General features: G+C 48.2%; 22 protein-coding genes, 1 tRNA gene and 1 pseudogene. 18 read left to right on the forward strand and 6 right to left on the reverse strand.

Translation table 11 applies throughout. The features are described 5' to 3' along the window. Nucleotide 1: 1 nt before the first annotated feature. From D6029_RS03830 to D6029_RS03885, 12 genes and pseudogenes are all read left to right on the forward strand, one after another. Nucleotides 2–1,078 carry a phage baseplate assembly protein gene (locus D6029_RS03830; protein ID WP_120063498.1) on the forward strand — a complete coding sequence of 359 codons (1,077 nt, stop codon included), beginning with the start codon at nucleotides 2–4 and terminating at the stop codon, nucleotides 1,076–1,078. Continuing rightward, entirely contained in the window at nucleotides 1,078–1,626 is a 549-nt protein-coding gene (locus tag D6029_RS03835; RefSeq protein WP_120063499.1) for a phage baseplate assembly protein V, read from the forward strand. Before D6029_RS03830 ends, D6029_RS03835 begins: the two co-directional genes overlap by 1 nt. Then, a complete protein-coding gene (locus tag D6029_RS03840; protein WP_147365218.1) occupies nucleotides 1,626–2,051 on the forward strand; it encodes a phage GP46 family protein in 426 nt (141 codons plus the stop codon). The genes D6029_RS03835 and D6029_RS03840 overlap by 1 nt, the downstream gene beginning before the upstream one ends. Next, on the forward strand, nucleotides 2,038–3,096 hold the full coding sequence (locus D6029_RS03845; RefSeq protein WP_120063501.1) for a baseplate J/gp47 family protein: 1,059 nt from the start codon (nucleotides 2,038–2,040) through the stop codon (nucleotides 3,094–3,096). The genes D6029_RS03840 and D6029_RS03845 overlap by 14 nt, the downstream gene beginning before the upstream one ends. Continuing rightward, nucleotides 3,087–3,668, forward strand: a complete 582-nt coding sequence (locus D6029_RS03850) for a YmfQ family protein (RefSeq protein ID WP_120063502.1) — start codon at nucleotides 3,087–3,089, stop codon at nucleotides 3,666–3,668. Before D6029_RS03845 ends, D6029_RS03850 begins: the two co-directional genes overlap by 10 nt. A gap of 12 nt (nucleotides 3,669–3,680) precedes the next feature. Further along, nucleotides 3,681–4,334, forward strand: coding sequence for a gp53-like domain-containing protein (locus D6029_RS22580; RefSeq protein ID WP_208642660.1), 654 nt, complete (start codon nucleotides 3,681–3,683; stop codon nucleotides 4,332–4,334). Between the two features lies 1 nt (nucleotide 4,335). Then, on the forward strand, nucleotides 4,336–4,746 hold the full coding sequence (locus tag D6029_RS03860; protein WP_167455964.1) for a tail fiber assembly protein: 411 nt from the start codon (nucleotides 4,336–4,338) through the stop codon (nucleotides 4,744–4,746). A 176-nt stretch (nucleotides 4,747–4,922) separates the two neighbouring features. Continuing rightward, nucleotides 4,923–5,162, forward strand: coding sequence for a DNA polymerase V (locus tag D6029_RS03865; RefSeq protein ID WP_120063504.1), 240 nt, complete (start codon nucleotides 4,923–4,925; stop codon nucleotides 5,160–5,162). 2 nt (nucleotides 5,163–5,164) lie between these two features. Next, nucleotides 5,165–5,488: a S24/S26 family peptidase gene (locus tag D6029_RS03870; RefSeq protein WP_120063505.1), complete on the forward strand. Its 324-nt coding sequence runs from the start codon at nucleotides 5,165–5,167 to the stop codon at nucleotides 5,486–5,488. A 370-nt stretch (nucleotides 5,489–5,858) separates the two neighbouring features. After that, nucleotides 5,859–6,035 (forward strand): annotated as a pseudogene (locus D6029_RS03875) (isocitrate/isopropylmalate family dehydrogenase); the annotation flags it as partial. A gap of 154 nt (nucleotides 6,036–6,189) precedes the next feature. Further along, the gene (locus D6029_RS03880; RefSeq protein ID WP_034494696.1) at nucleotides 6,190–6,417 is read left to right on the forward strand and encodes a hypothetical protein; all 228 of its coding nucleotides are present in this window, start codon (nucleotides 6,190–6,192) and stop codon (nucleotides 6,415–6,417) included. Nucleotides 6,418–6,572: 155 nt separating this feature from the next. Then, nucleotides 6,573–6,648 (forward strand) — tRNA-Thr (locus D6029_RS03885). A gap of 189 nt (nucleotides 6,649–6,837) precedes the next feature. Here the strand turns inward: D6029_RS03885 and D6029_RS03890 are convergent. Together D6029_RS03890 and D6029_RS03895 are read right to left on the reverse strand one after the other, a co-directional pair. Next, a complete protein-coding gene (locus tag D6029_RS03890) occupies nucleotides 6,838–7,080 on the reverse strand; it encodes a DinI-like family protein (RefSeq protein ID WP_120063506.1) in 243 nt (80 codons plus the stop codon). 104 nt (nucleotides 7,081–7,184) lie between these two features. Next, nucleotides 7,185–8,627 carry an MltF family protein gene (locus D6029_RS03895; protein ID WP_244212368.1) on the reverse strand — a complete coding sequence of 481 codons (1,443 nt, stop codon included), beginning with the start codon at nucleotides 8,625–8,627 and terminating at the stop codon, nucleotides 7,185–7,187. Between the two features lie 370 nt (nucleotides 8,628–8,997). Here D6029_RS03895 and cspE point away from each other — a divergent pair, with 370 nt between their 5' ends. The 3 genes from cspE (at nucleotide 8,998) to D6029_RS03915 (ending at nucleotide 10,134) form a co-directional block, all read left to right on the forward strand. Next, a complete protein-coding gene (cspE, locus tag D6029_RS03905) occupies nucleotides 8,998–9,207 on the forward strand; it encodes a transcription antiterminator/RNA stability regulator CspE (RefSeq protein WP_034456078.1) in 210 nt (69 codons plus the stop codon). Nucleotides 9,208–9,490: 283 nt separating this feature from the next. Then, nucleotides 9,491–9,649 (forward strand): YqaE/Pmp3 family membrane protein, encoded by a 159-nt coding sequence (locus tag D6029_RS03910; protein ID WP_120063508.1) that lies wholly within the window; start codon nucleotides 9,491–9,493, stop codon nucleotides 9,647–9,649. Nucleotides 9,650–9,828: 179 nt separating this feature from the next. After that, the gene (locus tag D6029_RS03915) at nucleotides 9,829–10,134 is read left to right on the forward strand and encodes a hypothetical protein (protein WP_120063509.1); all 306 of its coding nucleotides are present in this window, start codon (nucleotides 9,829–9,831) and stop codon (nucleotides 10,132–10,134) included. 28 nt (nucleotides 10,135–10,162) lie between these two features. Here D6029_RS03915 and D6029_RS03920 read toward each other — a convergent pair whose 3' ends face one another. Continuing rightward, nucleotides 10,163–10,657, reverse strand: a complete 495-nt coding sequence (locus D6029_RS03920; RefSeq protein ID WP_120063510.1) for a 2-thiouracil desulfurase family protein — start codon at nucleotides 10,655–10,657, stop codon at nucleotides 10,163–10,165. A gap of 155 nt (nucleotides 10,658–10,812) precedes the next feature. Here D6029_RS03920 and D6029_RS03925 point away from each other — a divergent pair, with 155 nt between their 5' ends. After that, nucleotides 10,813–11,520 carry a CTP synthase C-terminal region-related (seleno)protein gene (locus D6029_RS03925; protein WP_120063511.1) on the forward strand — a complete coding sequence of 236 codons (708 nt, stop codon included), beginning with the start codon at nucleotides 10,813–10,815 and terminating at the stop codon, nucleotides 11,518–11,520. Here the strand turns inward: D6029_RS03925 and D6029_RS03930 are convergent, their stop codons facing one another. Further along, nucleotides 11,521–12,726, reverse strand: coding sequence for a CynX/NimT family MFS transporter (locus tag D6029_RS03930; protein ID WP_120063512.1), 1,206 nt, complete (start codon nucleotides 12,724–12,726; stop codon nucleotides 11,521–11,523). 97 nt (nucleotides 12,727–12,823) lie between these two features. Between D6029_RS03930 and D6029_RS03935 the strand changes: the two genes are divergently transcribed. After that, complete coding sequence (locus tag D6029_RS03935) at nucleotides 12,824–13,609, forward strand: AraC family transcriptional regulator (RefSeq protein ID WP_120063513.1); 786 nt, start codon at nucleotides 12,824–12,826, stop codon at nucleotides 13,607–13,609. Here D6029_RS03935 and D6029_RS03940 read toward each other — a convergent pair. After that, nucleotides 13,606–14,055 (reverse strand): DUF441 domain-containing protein, encoded by a 450-nt coding sequence (locus D6029_RS03940; protein WP_120063514.1) that lies wholly within the window; start codon nucleotides 14,053–14,055, stop codon nucleotides 13,606–13,608. The genes D6029_RS03935 and D6029_RS03940 overlap by 4 nt on opposite strands. Nucleotides 14,056–14,369: 314 nt before the next feature. On the opposite strand from D6029_RS03940, the gene D6029_RS03945 reads away from it, so the two are divergent. Beyond that, nucleotides 14,370–14,726: a D-Ala-D-Ala carboxypeptidase family metallohydrolase gene (locus tag D6029_RS03945; RefSeq protein ID WP_120063515.1), complete on the forward strand. Its 357-nt coding sequence runs from the start codon at nucleotides 14,370–14,372 to the stop codon at nucleotides 14,724–14,726. 48 nt (nucleotides 14,727–14,774) lie between these two features. On the opposite strand, the gene D6029_RS03950 is transcribed toward D6029_RS03945, so the two are convergent. Then, nucleotides 14,775–16,058: a YeaH/YhbH family protein gene (locus D6029_RS03950; protein WP_120063516.1), complete on the reverse strand. Its 1,284-nt coding sequence runs from the start codon at nucleotides 16,056–16,058 to the stop codon at nucleotides 14,775–14,777. Between the last annotated feature and the right edge of the window lie 54 nt (nucleotides 16,059–16,112).

A 16,112-nucleotide genomic window follows, 5' to 3' on the forward strand; every position in this document is an offset into this window, starting at 1 on the left:
TATGAACGATATAGTTACCCTCAGAGTCAATGGTCGGGAGTGGGGCGGTTGGACATCTGTACGGATTGGCGCGGGCGTTGAGAGGCTGGCGCGTGATTTCAGTGTCGAAATTACCCGCCAGTGGCCCGGTGAAAATACTGACCAGGCATTCAGTCCTAGAGTGAAAAATGGAGATCGTGTCGAAGTCCTGATCGGCGATGACCTGGTTATTACGGGCTGGGTTGAGGCAACCCCTGTTCGCTACGATGCCCGGTCTGTTAGTGCCGGGATTTCCGGAAGAAGCCTGACAGCTGATCTAATTGATTGTACCGCAGAACCCGCACAGTTTAACGGTCAGTCACTGGTGCAGGTTGCCGCTGCGCTTTCCAAACCGTTTGGTATCGAGGTCGTCAATACCGGAGCACCTTCAACCCCCATTCCTGCAGTGCAACCAGATCACGGCGAAAAAGTGATAGACGTGATTAACAAAATGCTTGGTCAGCAACAGGCCCTCGCATACGACGACCCAGAAGGACGGCTGGTGATTGGCAGTATTGGTGCTACAAAAGCCCACACTGCTTTGGTGCTCGGGCAAAACATTCTTTCCTGTGATTCAGAAAAGAGCATCAGGGAGCGATTTTCAACTTATCAGGTCGCGGGGCAGCGTGCGGGGAATGATGCCGACTTTGGTGTGGCCACCACTACAGCTTTACGGGCAAAAACCACTGATGCCTCCATTTCTCGATACAGGCCGATGTCTATGCAACAGACTGGACAAGCTACTGGTGCCAGTTGCATTGCGCGTGCTGAATTTGAAGCGCGTCAGCGTGCAGCCAGGACCGACGAAACCACATATGTGGTTCAGGGGTGGCGACAGGGGAACGGTAGCCTGTGGCAACCAAACCAGCGCGTGGTTATATCAGATCCTGTCTGCGGTTTTGATAATCGAGAACTTCTGATTGCTGAGGTTAATTTCACAAAAGACAGTAGCGGCACGCTGACGGAGTTGCGAGTCGGCCCTCCGGATGCATACCTGCCTGAACCTGAAGATCCAAAGGCGCGGAAGAAAAAGAAAACATCCACTGAGGTGACATTCTGATGGGAGCTTTAGAGCGAATGCAACGGCAGGTGATAAACCTGATTAGCCGTGCTGTAGTAAAGAGTCTTAATCCAGAGACCAAATGCCAGACCATTGATGTTGAGCTGATAGCCGGCGAGCCGAAAGCAGCTATCGAGCATCTTGAGCCTTATGGCTTCACATCACGAGCCAAAGACGGTTCAGAGGCGATCATACTTTTCCCCGATGGCGACCGTTCACACGGCGTGGCTGTTCTGGTCGCTGACAGGCGCTATCGTCTCAAGGGGCTAAAAACTGGCGAGGTGGCTTTTTATGATGACCAGGGACAGAGTGTGACATTGACACGAGACGGCATCGTTGTGGATGGAGCCGGCAAACTCATCACTTTCAAAAATGCCCCTAAAGCCCGCTTTGAAATGGATATCGAGGTAACCGGCCAGATCAAAGACCAGTGTGACAGTAATGGTCTGACGATGGCGGCAATGCGTCTGGCTTATAACGGTCATACACATCTGGAAAACGGTCAGGGCAAGCAGACTAAAGAAACGGACACAAAAATGGAGGCGTGATGGAACTTATGCTGACGGTAAACGGGCAGCAGATGAAAGCAACAGATCAGCTCGACCCTCTTACCCGTGCTGTTGTTATTTCTCTTTTTACACACCGACGTGCTGAACCTGACGATAATGCCGATGTACCTATGGGGTGGTGGGGTGATACCTGGCCGGCTGTTCAGAATGACCGTTATGGCTCCCGCCTCTGGCTGCTTCAGCGCAGCAAACTGACGAATCAAATCACTAATACCGTACGAACTTACATCAAAGAATGCCTGCAATGGATGCTGGACGACGGCGTGGTATCGAGAATTGATCTGGATATTCAGCGGACCGGTATTACTACCCTGAGCAACAACATCACACTATGGCGACGAACCGGGCCAGTAACCCTTTCTTTTGACGATTTATGGAGCGCAATAAGCCATGGCGGACAGTGAATTCCAGCGCCCTACGCTGGCAGAAAACATCAGTATGCTCCGTTCCGATTTGTTCGCGAGGCTGGATATCAACGATAACTTGCGTCGTATGGATGAGGATGTCCGTGCAAAGGTTTATGCAGCAGCGCTTCATACTTTGTATGGCTACATAGATTACCTGGCGATGAACATGCTACCGGATACGTGTGACGAAATCTGGCTGACTCGTCACGCCGCGATGAAGCGCTGCCCACGCAAAGCTGCGACAACGGCATCAGGTTTTATGCGCTGGGATGGCGTCGCTGACGGTCTGAAAGTTTTGATGGGCAGCGTCATTCAGCGAGATGACCTCCTGCAATACACGGCAACAGCGGATGCAACCAGTGCTGGTGGTGTATTACGTGTTCCTATCATTTGCGATATTTCGGGGGTGACGGGTAATGCTGATGATGGCACAGGCCTCATCCTCGTCACACCTGTCAATGGGCTGCCATCAGGAGGGTTAGCTGACTCGATAAAAGAGGGGTTCGACGTTGAAGATCTGGAAACCTGGCGAGCGCGAGTCATCGAGCGTTATTACTGGACACCAATGGGGGGCGCAGACGGTGATTATATTGTCTGGGCTAAAGAGGTTCCTGGCATTACACGCGCCTGGACTTATCGCCACTGGATGGGGGCGGGTTCTGTTGGCGTCATGGTTGCCAGCAGCGACCCGGTCAACCCGGTACCGGATGCGGGTACAGTTCAGGCTGTAAAAGAACACATTGAACCCCTGTCACCTGTCGCCGGCTCTTCTCTTTATGTTTTCGCACCCGTTCCTAAGGTTGTAGATTTTCATATCAAATTGACGCCGGATACCGCCGCTGTACGCGCCTCTGTCACCGCAGAACTTCGGTCTTTCCTGCTCCGGGACGGGTATCCAGAGGGGGAGCTAACACTTTCACGTATTAACGAGGCGGTGTCTATTGCGACCGGGGAATACAGTCATCAGCTCATTGCGCCGGCAGCACCTGTAACAATCGCAAAAAATGAGCTGGCTGTTCTGGGGGTATTGACGTGGACCTGATAGAAGATGATTACACCAACCTGCTGTCTGCGCTGCTTCCCCCTGGCCCTGCGTGGTCAGTAGATGATCCAGGGATTGCGGGGGCCGCCCCGTCTCTGCTGAGAGTTCATCAGCGTGGTAATGATTTGATGCTGGAACTCGACCCACGCACGACGACAGAACTTATTGACCGCTGGGAATTGTGCTGTGGTTTGCCGGATGAATGTATTCCCAGAGGCACTCAGACTTTGCAGCAGCGGCAGCAGCGCCTGGATGCAAAGGTTAACCTGGCGGGTGGGATTAACGAGGCATTTTATCTGGCACAACTTGCAGCACTGGGAAAGCCTGATGCCACGATCACCCGTTACGATAAGTCACCCTTTAAATGTATTTCAGACTGCAATGAGCAGGTTTTCTCTATCGACTGGCGTTACTACTGGGAAGTGAACATGCCTTCCTCGACCGATGCCATCAGTATGACCTGCATAAGCACTTGTGATTCTTCCCTTCGTATCTGGGGCGATACCGTTGCTGAGTGTGTGCTCAGTAAACTTTGTCCTTCCCATACCTATCTCATCTTCAAATATCCGTAATCCGGAGAAAAAATGGCACATCGTATTGATACAGCTACTGCGCAGAAAGATAAATTCGGCGCGGGAAAGAATGGTTTTACCCGTGGCAATCCACAAACCGGTGAGCAGGCAACTGCACTGGATGATGATTATTTTGACATGATTCAGGAAGAACTTATTGGCATTGTTGAAGCGGCAAATATCACGCCGAACAAAGCAAAGCACGATCAGCTCTTAACAGCATTAAAAGCTCTGTTCCTGGATGCGTCGTTAAATGGCTCTGATATTGCAGACAAAGCGGCGTTTCTCTCAAATCTTGGTCTGAAAGCTGCCGCGTCCCGTGATGTGGGTACTGGTGCGAACCAGATACCGGACATGGGCAGTTTTACTTTTTCGAATGCAACGCAGGGATTTAAGAAAGACCCAACGGGTGCTATGGAACAGTGGTTTTCCGCAACCATTCCAATAGCCCCATCAGCTACGGTCAACGGCACCATTGATGTGTTGTTCCCGAACCCATTCCCTAACAAATGTTATGGAGTACATGTTACTTACGCGGGTGTTAGTGCAACACGTGACGGTACACCGTTTGTATCCGGGCTGCCGGTGGATAAGTTTACCTGCCGTCTGGCATCAACCTACCTGAACTCTGGTCTTGATGTCTTTGTCCGTGCGGTGGGGTACTGATATGAAATATTTATGGTCTGCTTTACATAACGCATTTTTCCCCGAGGTACTGACTGATGATTATGAATCAGCAGGCTGGGATTTGAGTGATGTCGTTGAAGTCGAGACTGCTGTTTTTACTGAGTTCTCAGCATCAAGAATTGGCAAGGTGCGCATCGCCGGTAAGGACAAAATGCCAGCATGGGCAGATATACCACCTCCGACGCAGCAAGAGCTAATTATTACCGCGACTGCAAAAGTCCAATCATTGATTAGTGAAGCCAATGGCGTCATTGCCCCTTTGAAGGATGCGCTGGACGGTGGCTACATTGATGATGCTGACAAGCCAAAGTTAATTGCCTGGCAGAAGTATCGCTATGCACTGACGAAAGTTGACCCAGCCAACCCTGTATGGCCCGTCAAACCAGAATAGGAACCTTTGATAGAAGCGTTAGTTCTGAAAATTTACACAACGCGTAATTCCTTCATCATTAAAGCCCTTTACCACCTTTCGACATTTCAGTGCCAGAGAAACGATCCAGATCGCTTGATCTCCCTTTTAATGAATTTATACTGTATGCATATACAGTAATGATGAAAGGGTAAATTATGCCTCGTAAATCCGATATTGAATCTGCATTTCACCATGCAATCAGGCTTGAACAGAGCGGACGACGGACGGTTACGACCGCTGATTTTGTTCGGGAACTGGAGAAAGTGAACTGGTACTGGAGTCAGAAGGAAGCCAATAAGTGGATTGAATTCTACGTTACTACTTTTAAAGACGTATCAACGCAGGAAGGGGACGCTCGTACCTTTATGCTCTACAACCCAAATGGAGGGCTTTAACTATGGGCTTCCCCTCTCCAGCGGCTGATTACGTCAGTAAGCCATTAGACCTCAACGATATACTCGGCGTCACGCCTGGTGATACCGTTCTGGTGACGAATGATGAAGGCTACGTTTTACTCAGCAAATCCGCGAGGCTGAAGCAGGGTGACACGATGCTGATTCAGTTCTGTGGAAGCACACAATTCGCGAAGTTACAGGGCTCATCATTCATTACCGCGGATGGTGAAGCTATTGAAGGTGAGGCACTTGATGACGCGGTTGTGATCGGAAAAGTAGTGAATATTATTCTAGCTACCAGGCAGGATGATTTGCCGGTCATGTAATAAGTTTGTTTTCCCGAAAAGGTGGCAACAAAAAACCCGCCTAGGCGGGTTTCTGTTGGGAGAAGGAGCCGCGTATCTTTTGCGTATCCTTTTTAGTCCCGTTTGTGTCTCGACAGTGTCCGGTCTGGAGCCGTAACATCATGTTTATCAAGGTGTTGTCCTTGCACTGTCCTATCCTAAGTGGTGGAGCTGGGGGGAGTTGAACCCACCGCCATTATTTGGGTGGGTAATTCGCCGGATAAGATAGAAAATCATTCCCCAAAACTATCGTAATAGTTCGCTATAACAATAAGTTAGATAAAGCCCTTTTTAGTGAAAACCTCATCGTTATTTATCTTCTTTGCATTTTATATCAATGAGTTAGTCACGAACCGCTAATGTAATGCTGCGTCATATGGAATGGTTCGAAGCGGCAGACTTAATTGTTAAAGGTATGGAAGGCGCGATTAACGCCAAAACCGTAACTTACGATTTCGAACGCCTGATGGAAGGCGCTAAGCTGCTGAAATGTTCAGAGTTTGGCGACGCGATGATCGAACATATGTAATTAGCGATTTTGCTGATGCTAAAACGGGAGCCTGGTGCTCCCGTTTTTTATTATTATTTTACTGAAATCGTGAGCTACCACCCTTTACGAAAACGCTGGGCGTGATTAATAGATGAATTCATTAGAGTTCATGTTCAGCCAAAGAGGATGTGGTATGGAAAATTACTCCAACAAAAGCGGCGATTCACAGGTTGTCAGTTTCCAGATTGATGCAAACTCAATGAAAGTCCGGTTCAAGAATAATCACGTGTATCTCTACGATATCCGTCATCCAGGGCCCGAGCATCTGGAAAAAATGAAAGAACTGGCGCGTGCCGGATGGGGTTTGAACACTTATATAGAAAGCGAAGTCAAAAACGATTTCTCATCAAAAGTGTTTTAAATCGCCGTAACCGGTTTATGAGAAGTGCGATTTTTACACAAAATACAGATTTTTCGCTCGTGACTGGTTGATTTTATAACAATAAGTTGAATTTTTAAGCGAACAGTTCGCAAGGAATTGCATCGTAGATCGAGTTTATGTACTATGCATTCCACGCCGACTTAGCTCAGTAGGTAGAGCAACTGACTTGTAATCAGTAGGTCACCAGTTCGATTCCGGTAGTCGGCACCATATTTAAGAAAACCACCTTTCAGGTGGTTTTTTTTCGTCTGTATGAAATCAAAATCGAAGGAAGGCTTACTATCGCAAGCGCTTCCTTCGTGGTTCGTTAAATCCAACCCTGCTGGCTTGCAAGCCAGACCAGAATGGCGACAACGATTAATACTATGGTTGTTTTTCTCATTGTTGTTCGACCTGTTTTTAGTCTTCGCTAACCAGCCAGAAATCCGCTTCGTCAAACATCTCTTCAACCAGGCGGTTGATCTTTTCTTTCTCATTTTTCGTGCAATCGCTGTGAACCGCGTTCATCTGCATGGGTTTCACTCGGACATCGGCATCCGGAAAAATGCACTGAACTCGTCGGGTTAGCTCTGCAAGAATCTTTTCATTTGCACCGGGAAGGCCCGCTACATTTCGTTTGTCGTAAACCAGTTCTACGAACATCAATATGTTCCTTTTAAGGCTGTGTTTATATACAGTAATAAATCTCGACATTCAAGGCAAGGGATGTTACTGAAAAAGAGTGCTGGAGTTTTAAAACGGCAGGGCTATTCAGCCGCGCTGGCGTCCGCAGGTAATTCTGATTTGCGGGCTTTTATTTGTTCTGTGATGAGCTGGTAAGCAACGTAATACTTAAAGATATTGCTGACATATTGTACTGTTTCATTGCCGATACGTTTTTGCGCAATGCGTTCAACATTGTTAAACCATATGTTGGGATCAAGGTCATTGGCTGTGGCTTCTTTGCGAAGCCGGGCAATTTTTGCTGGGCCTGCGTTATAGGAAGCGAAAGTAAAAAGCATTTTGTTCATTTCAGTCATGGGTTCATCGGCAAAATAACGATCGCGCATAAAGCGGATGTACTTCACACCGGCATTAATATTGGGGTCGATTAATTTAATGTCTCCAACGTTTAACTCCTTGCCTGTGCCAGGGAGAACCTGCATCACCCCTATGGCACCGCTTTTGCTGCGCACCGTCTGGTCAAGACGAGACTCCTGGTAGCCTTGTGCCGCCATTAATAGCCAGTCGACATTATATTGTTCACCGTATTTACGGAAGATCTCAGTGACTTGATTAAACTTCTCTATTTCCGCTTCTGAGCGCGCATCTTTCACCCATTTGGTATTGCGTAAGTACTTATAAACCTGCTGGTTACCAAACGATGTACCAATTTTATGGCTTGTGGTGAATTCATCGAGCTGCGCTTTAAGTAAAGGGGAGTTTTTCCGCATCGCAAGAGCAATTGAACCGTCATCCCGCAGCGTAATGTTTTCATAAACAACTATGTTGGGATAAATCTGTTTCCACAAAACTGCCAGATATCTGTCCACAACGGTGTAATCCGCAAGATTCGCATTCACCATTTCCAGAATATCTTCAGGTTCAAAATTGCCAGGCGCTTTTATCACTTTTGCCAGAGGAAGATTTTTATCTTTCAACGTCTTATTAAGCGTATCGATACTTGAGATGTAGCTTGTGGAAGGGTTAACAAACAGTGATTTTCCGGACAAGGATTCTGCTGTTGTGAGTTCCGGTGCCTTGCTGCTGGCGATGACGACTTCGTGAACATTTTTAGCCAGGGGGGCGCTGAAAACGACGAGTTTTTCTCGTTCTGGCGTAATCGTCAAATTAGCCGCGATGATATCGCCTCGGCCAGCGATAAGTTGAGGGATAAGCTGATCTCGCGCAGTCGGAATAAACAGGAGATGGGTTTTTTGCGAAGGCTTAAGACCTTTATTAATTTGCTTATCAAACTGTTGCATCAACTCAACCATGATGCCGCGCTGTGTAGCCCGGTTATCAAGAAAGTAGAAGGTTTTGCTGTAAGGGATTAAAACGCGTATCACGCGCCGATCTTTCATCACATCAAAATCACCCAAAACAGTGTTGACCGTGGTGTCGAATTTCAAAGGCTGCTCGTCGGTGGCTGCATGCGTCATCGGCAAAAACGGAGACATCAAGAGTAATACCAGCAACAAATGGGCCATCGCTACACCATCTACACATTCCAGCAGGCTACCGTTTAACTATAGCTCGCACGCAAATGCTTTGATTAAAAAATGCACACTGATATTTCGGAAAGTAATAGGGGAGCGGGGAAATCCCGCAGTTGATGAGAAAATTATTATTTGAAAATAATTCTTGCTTCCAAAGCTCAGGCATGAGTAAATGCGTCATCGGTTTGGAAGACAGACCTTATGAAAGCAGTTTTAGTAAAGCAGTCCTCAGTTCAAGCGCTATCAAGTCATCAGATACCCTTCTTCGTGAGTCTCCTCCTAAGTGCCTAAATAAGAAACGTTCTGCAATACAGACCACGTTCGCCATAGTAAATGGCTATAAAATAATGAGGAAGTATCTATGTCTAAAATGACTGGTTTAGTAAAATGGTTTAACCCAGAAAAAGGTTTCGGTTTCATCACTCCTGACAATGGTAGCAAAGACGTGTTCGTTCACTTCTCTGCCATTCAGAGCAATGATTTCAAAACTCTGGACGAAGGCCAGAAAGTTGAGTTCTCTGTTGAGAACGGCGCTAAAGGTCCTTCAGCAACTAACGTTGTTGCTCTGTAAGACTGCTAACGCATACTGAGACTGACGCATGCGAAGACGGTGAATAACCCGAGCCGTTAAGTCAAAGTGAATAAACCCGCCAATGTGCGGGTTTTTTGTTATCCAAATTCCGCAAACTCCCATCTTTTCTTCCTTGAAATCAATCACATATAATTGATGTGGTTACCGCTGCTATTTACATTAAATCACGATACACCGTCTGTAGGTTTACGCTCAGTAGACTATGCTTGTAGTGAAATATGCTTTTTTCAGCATAGATAGTATTAATAACTGGAGTTTTTTTATGGGCTTTTGGCGTATTGTTTTTACGATTATTTTACCCCCACTGGGTGTACTGCTAGGAAAGGGATTTGGCTGGGCATTTCTTCTGAACATCGTGCTGACGCTGTTGGGCTATATCCCGGGTTTAATTCATGCGTTCTGGGTACAAACCCGCGATTAATAAAAAAAATCTTCTCGCTGGTTTTGATACTCGCTAAGTAAGCTTTAAATTTGCACGGCGTGAAGTTGGAACGGTGACTTGACGCAACAGGCTGCGGGGTAAAATCCGTGGCCTGTTTACATTTTCATCTAAGAATGTTCTGATATAGTCAATTTTTTAAAGTGCTACAGAGTCATCTTATGTTTCAGTTAAAACCGGGAATGCTGGCAATGATTATCGGCTCCCGTACCGCCGCAGGGCGTGTGAATGTTGGAAAATCAGTCGAGCTTTTTGGTCTGTGTGAGCCGGGGGAAAGCTTTATAAACCCGGTCACTGGCGTTGTGACGCAGCTTCCGCATGATGCAAATCATCCGCTGTGGTTAGTCACCGGCAATGTCGTCGCCTTCGATGGCCGTGAAGGTTATACCTTTGTTCGCGCTGAATATTTGATGCCGCTGGATAAAACTTTATTGCCAGAAGTTGATGAAGCACTGTCGGTTCTTTAATGCGCTGCGGGTAATAATTAAAGACTTATTACCCGTCTAATTCTGCAACTCGAGCCATTAAAGCGGCAAGCTCACTTTCTGCGTAAACTTCAATACCATGTTGGCGCAGTAACGCCGCCGCAACACCCATCCCAGGCTGCGTCCTTCCTTGAAATGTCCCGTCGTAAATCTTCAGACTGCCGCAGGTTGGGCTACCGTCGGTCATCAACGCCAGGCGACATCCGGACTGTTGGGCGGTTTTTAGTGCCAGCCACGCTGCCAGCAAGTAGCTTTCACTGACATCTGTACCATCACTTTCCAAAATGCTTGCTTCGCCGTTCAGTGCATCCAACCCGCTACCACCGACCAGTTCAGCAGGCAAACGAGGTGTGGCGAGACCAGCAGCCAGTTCCGGGCAATGAATCACCAGTCGCTGCTCTTGATGCCAGCGCTCAAGCACATCAGCCATCAGAGGCTTATCTTGCCCGTTATAGCGCACTTTAAAACCCATCAAACAAGCGCTAACCAGAATTTTCGTTTTCATTGCACCACATCAAGTCAGGAGAAAGAGATACGCTACACCAGTGTGTCATCGCTTTGCTACCCTGCTAATTTTGGGCGTTGCAAGGCAAAAAATAACGGCCTATCCTATCATTCCTTATGTATCAGAAGCTCTTAAACATAAGGATAATCAATTAAATGCCTCCGTTACCCCTCAAGCAAATCCTTCGTATTGCCCTGGTTGGTGATTTTAATCCTGCTGTTATCGCGCACCAGGCTATTCCTCTCGCTTTAGATAATGCCGCTGAATATGTCGGTGTTACGGCTGACTATGACTGGTTACCAACGCCAGAAGTGACAAGCCCGGAAGACTTAGTGGGTTATGACGCCCTCTGGTGCGTCCCTGCAAGCCCATATCAAAACGAGGATGGGGCTTTTCTCGCTATCCGTTTTGCCCGCGAAAACCAAATCCCATTTCTTGGAACCTGTGGAGGATTCCAGCACGCAGTCATTGAGTTCGCCCGTAATGTTCTCGGTTGGAATGATGCCAGGCATGCTGAAACGGAATGCGAAGGTAGGTTAGTTATTGCGCCATTGAGTTGCTCGCTGGTGGAGAAATCTGACGCCATAATTTTAAAAAGCGGTTCTCTAATTGCTGAGGCTTATGGTCGGACACAAATTGAAGAGGGCTATCACTGCAATTATGGCATTGCCGACATTTTTGCAGACCAGATTCGCCAATCAGAATTGCAAATGACAGGGTGGGACAGTGAAGGTGAAATTCGCGCTGTGGAGCTTAGCGGGCATCCATTTTTTGTCGCGACACTATTCCAGCATGAACGTAATGCACTGAAAGATAAACCTGCGCCGCTAGTTGAAGCGTTACTGAAAGCGGCGCAGCGTTAATCAGGAGGAGTGGTGGGAGCGTGCCGGGCTTATTTCTGCATTTCGCCCCGCGAAACCACCGAAGATCGCCATAATACAGGCCAACACTGCGCAACCGATTAGTGGAAGGCTCCACTGGCCTGAAATATCATGCACTTTACCCATCACCGGTGGCCCAAAGGCCGCCAATAAATAGCCGACACATTGCGCCATGCCCGAAAGTGCTGCCGCTTGATGCGCGCTATTGGCACGCAAGCCGATGAACGTAAGCCCAAGAATCATCGTCGCCCCTGTACCAAAGCCAAATATCACCACCCAAACGCTGGCGAGATCCGGAATAAACAGCAAGCCAATGGCGCTGACGGCGCACAGCAATGCCATCAGAATGGCGATCCCACGTTGATCTTTCAGGCGGCTTAAAATCAAACCAATGAGCAAGCCAGGAATGGCGGTCGCTAGCTGCATTAACCCGTGCAGGGAACCTGCCTGCGCTTCGCTGTAACCATGGCTGATCAGTATCGAGGGCAACCAACCAATCACAACGTAGTAAATCAGCGAGTTAATACCGAGGAATAACGTCACTTGCCAGGCAAGTGCTGAAGTCCAGATGCCCCGGCTATGCAGAGCTTTGCTACTGCTGAGTGTTGATGGGGTGTGGTTTGAGAGTTGCGGGAACCAGACGAGCATCGCCACCACCGGGAAAACCATCAAAGCTAGTAATGCGCCTGGCCAGCCATAACCCTGCTGGGCAACAGGCACCACAAGCATCGAGCCAATAGCTGCGGCAACCCCCATTGTTAGTGAATATGCGCCAGTGAGACGCGCGACTTGGCCCGGAAAATCTCGCTTTATTAGCCCGGGTAAAAGCACATTCCCTATGGCAATACCGCAGCCAATTATCGCCGTGCCAAAGTACAACAATGCGGTATTCCCCGCAGAACGTAGTGCAATCCCTGCGCAAATAATCAACATGGCAGCAAACAGGCTGCGTTCAATTCCAAACCGACGAGCAATGCCTGCGGCTAACGGAGAAATCACCGCAAACGCTAATAATGGCAACGTGGTGAGTATGCCTGTTTGCGCTGTTGTCAGGCGGAATGTCTCGCGGATCATATCTAATAATGGAGCGGCGCCGGTAAACGTCACGCGTAGTGTGGTGGCAATCATTAAAATGCCGGCCAGCAGTAAGCCATGTTTTTTAAAGCTGGCAGTAGTCATTGAAGTCATAAAAAGATCCCTTGAAACGATGCGCTCAAGATACACGCTTTAGGGATCGATGAAATCAACGTAAAATGACAGATTATCCCTAAAACCGGACAAGTTTATGGAACGTGGTTTAGCCCTGGAAGGATTCAATCCTGATAGCAATTGCCAGCCAGCTCAGGCTTTCCGCATTCTGGTATCCGAAAGCGAAAACGAAATCGCTTTCCATCAGCATAGAAAGGGGCAACTGATTCTTGCTCTACATGGTGGGATTACCTGTGAAGTGGAGCAGGCGTTGTGGATGGTGCCGACTCAGCATGCCGTCTGGATCCCAGGGGAAATGCCACACAGCAACCGTGCCACTGCCAATGCGCGGCTGTGTTTTCTGTTTATTGAGCCGGGTGCGGTAGAGATGCCCGCGCAATGCTGCACATTAAGAATTTCACCGTTGGTTCGCGAGCTTATCGTTCATCTGACTGAGCAAAATGAAGGGGATTTGTCTCAACCGTCGACGCAAAGGCTGGTTCAGGTATTGTTCGATGAACTGCCGTGCCAGGCCGTAGAACAGCTCAATTTGCCAATGTCCAGGCACCCTAAGATTCGTTTTATTGCTGACCAACTGGTGCAACATCCGCAGCAGCGTCTGACTCTGGAACAATGGGCTTCTCAACTGGCGATGAGCGAGCGCAATCTCGCTCGCCTGGTAGTAAAAGAAACGGGGATGAATTTTCGTCGCTGGCGTCAGCAGTTGCAGTTAATCATCGCGTTGCAACTGCTGATTGGCGGCATGTCAGTACAACAAATTGCGGGCGAACTGGGATATGACTCGACCAACGCGTTTATCACGATGTTCAAAAAAGCGCTCGGCAATACGCCGGGGCGTTATTTAGCCTCGCTCGAGCCTTAAGTTTTTCCAACAATTAATGACACCAGCCCGGCGGCAATCAGTGGCCCGACGGGGACTCCACGGAACAACGCTACGCCCAAAACGGTTCCCACCAACAAACCGGCCACTAAACTTGGCTGGCTGCTCATTAATGTCACTCCGCGCCCACCGAGCCATGAAACAAACACGCCGACCACGATGGCAACCAGGGATTTCCAGTGAGTAAACGAATGTAGCAGGGTGCTTGCAGGCAGGGTGCCGCTGGCAATGGGTGCCATTACGCCAATCGTAAGAATGATTATGCCCACCGTTAAACCTTGCTTTTCAATCCATGGAAAAAAATGGCTCAGAGGCGTAACGCGGACGATGATAAGCACCAGAATGGATACTGCAACGGTGGTGTTATGGCTGACAAAACCGAGTCCAGCCAATGCCAGAAGGATTAATAACGTAGAGTCGATGACCATGGTTTTTCCTTGCGAAAAATAAAGTAGCGGCTTTTTTAATTGTTAATAACCACTTTACTCGCAGGCAGGGATAAGCGTCAGCTTTTTTAAATCTAATCATGATTTTTCAGGCAGTTGCATAATAAACCTTAGAAATTAAATTGCTTTTAACGATCAATTCGATAGATTTGATCTATAAAAACTATTTGAATCCCTCAAGTATACTCTCGTATTCTTTTCCCAATTATTGGGGGAGTTGACTCCTTGTTCTAAGCACAATTATAGATTTTTCTGAGTCACTCATCCTATTTTTTGATCAGCAGAGAAACCTTAACGTGAAAGCAATTTCTCCTCATTTTTACCAACACGATTTTTCTTGTCCTTGCGGCTGTGGTTTTGCTGATGTCAGTAAAGAACTCGTCGCACTTCTTGAGTCAATTCATCAACATTTTGAGCAGCCAGTCCAGGTACAGCAGGGATGCTGTTGTGCGGACTTTAACAAATCTCACGGTGGCGAATACGCCTCTCAGCATTTATTGGGTACGGCGGCGGATATTACCGTGAATGCGATTGCTGCAGATGTGGTGGCTGATTACCTGGAATCTACCTATCCCCAGAAATACGGAATTGGGCGCAGTGCAAGTTATACACATATAGATGTGCGTCCAGTTGCTGCTCGGTGGAGGGAATAAAAAAGTCAGCCAGAATAAATCTGGCTGACTTTGCGTCTGTATCAGGAATTAACTGTAAGAGTGATTAGCCTGCTTCTGGAACAGCTCACGGAATACCGGATAGATATCATCCTGGTCGCGAATATGCTGCATCGCGAAGTTTTCAAACGTTGACTGTAAATCTTCATATTCACGCCACAGCGTTTGATGAGCGCGGCGTGTTATTTCGATATAGCTGTAATAACGCACCATTGGCAGTATTTTTTTCGCCAGCAGTTCATGACACAACGGCGAATCATCTGCCCAGTTATCGCCATCAGAGGCTTGTGCGGCGTAGATATTCCACAGCGCCGGGTCATAGCGTTCTTTTACCACTTCATCCATCAGTTTCAGGGCGCTGGAGACAATGGTGCCGCCGGTTTCCTGGGAGTAAAAGAACTCATGCTCGTCTACTTCTTTGGCCTGGGTGTGGTGGCGAATATAAACCACCTCCACATTTTTGTACGTCCGACTCAGGAACAGATACAGCAAGATATAAAAGCGTTTTGCCATATCCTTGGTGGCCTGGTCCATCGAACCGGAAACGTCCATCAAACAGAACATCACCGCCTGGCTTGAAGGCTCAGGGCGTTTTTCGTAATTTTTGTAGCGTAAGTCAAAAGTGTCGATAAACGGCACGCGGGCAATTTTCTCGCGCAGTTCAGCGATTTCTTTGCGCAAGCGTTCTTCTTCAAGCAACTGCGCGGGTTCGCTGTTGCTCACGGTTTCAAGACTGTCTTCCAGCTCATGCAACTGGCGACGTTTCCCGGCAGTCATCGCGGTACGACGAGCCAGGGAGTTTTGCAGCGAACGAACCACACTGATATTCGCCGGGACACCATTTGAGGTGTAACCCGCACGATGCGATTTAAACTCGGTTATTTGGCGATGCTGATTCTTTTTCAGATTCGGCAAGGCCAGGTCTTCAAACAATAAGTCGAGATATTCGTCTTTCGAGATTTGGAAAACGAATTCGTCCTGGCCTTCGCCATCCTGACTCGCCTGACCCTGGCCGCCACCTGAACCCCCGCCGCCGCCCTGTGGGCGCTCGATACGGTCATTCTGCACAAAGTGATCGTTACCTGGATGAACGCGATGACGCAGCCCGCCACGCCCCTGATGAAACATCGGTTCGCTGATGTCTTCACTGGGGATAGAGACGGACTCGCCGCTGTCCACATCGGTTACCGAACGCTTGTTGATGGCCTCGGAAATCGACTGTTTGATCTGTGCCTTATAACGACGCAAAAAGCGCTGGCGATTCACCGCGCTTTTGTTTTTGCCGTTCAGTCGCCTGTCTATAAAATAGGCCATATTTCCCCCAAACTTCTTTGCCAACTGCGCAGGGGGGCCACAGCGCGTGGCCCC

This window comes from Buttiauxella izardii (genome assembly GCF_003601925.1).
GTDB lineage: Bacteria > Pseudomonadota > Gammaproteobacteria > Enterobacterales > Enterobacteriaceae > Buttiauxella > Buttiauxella izardii.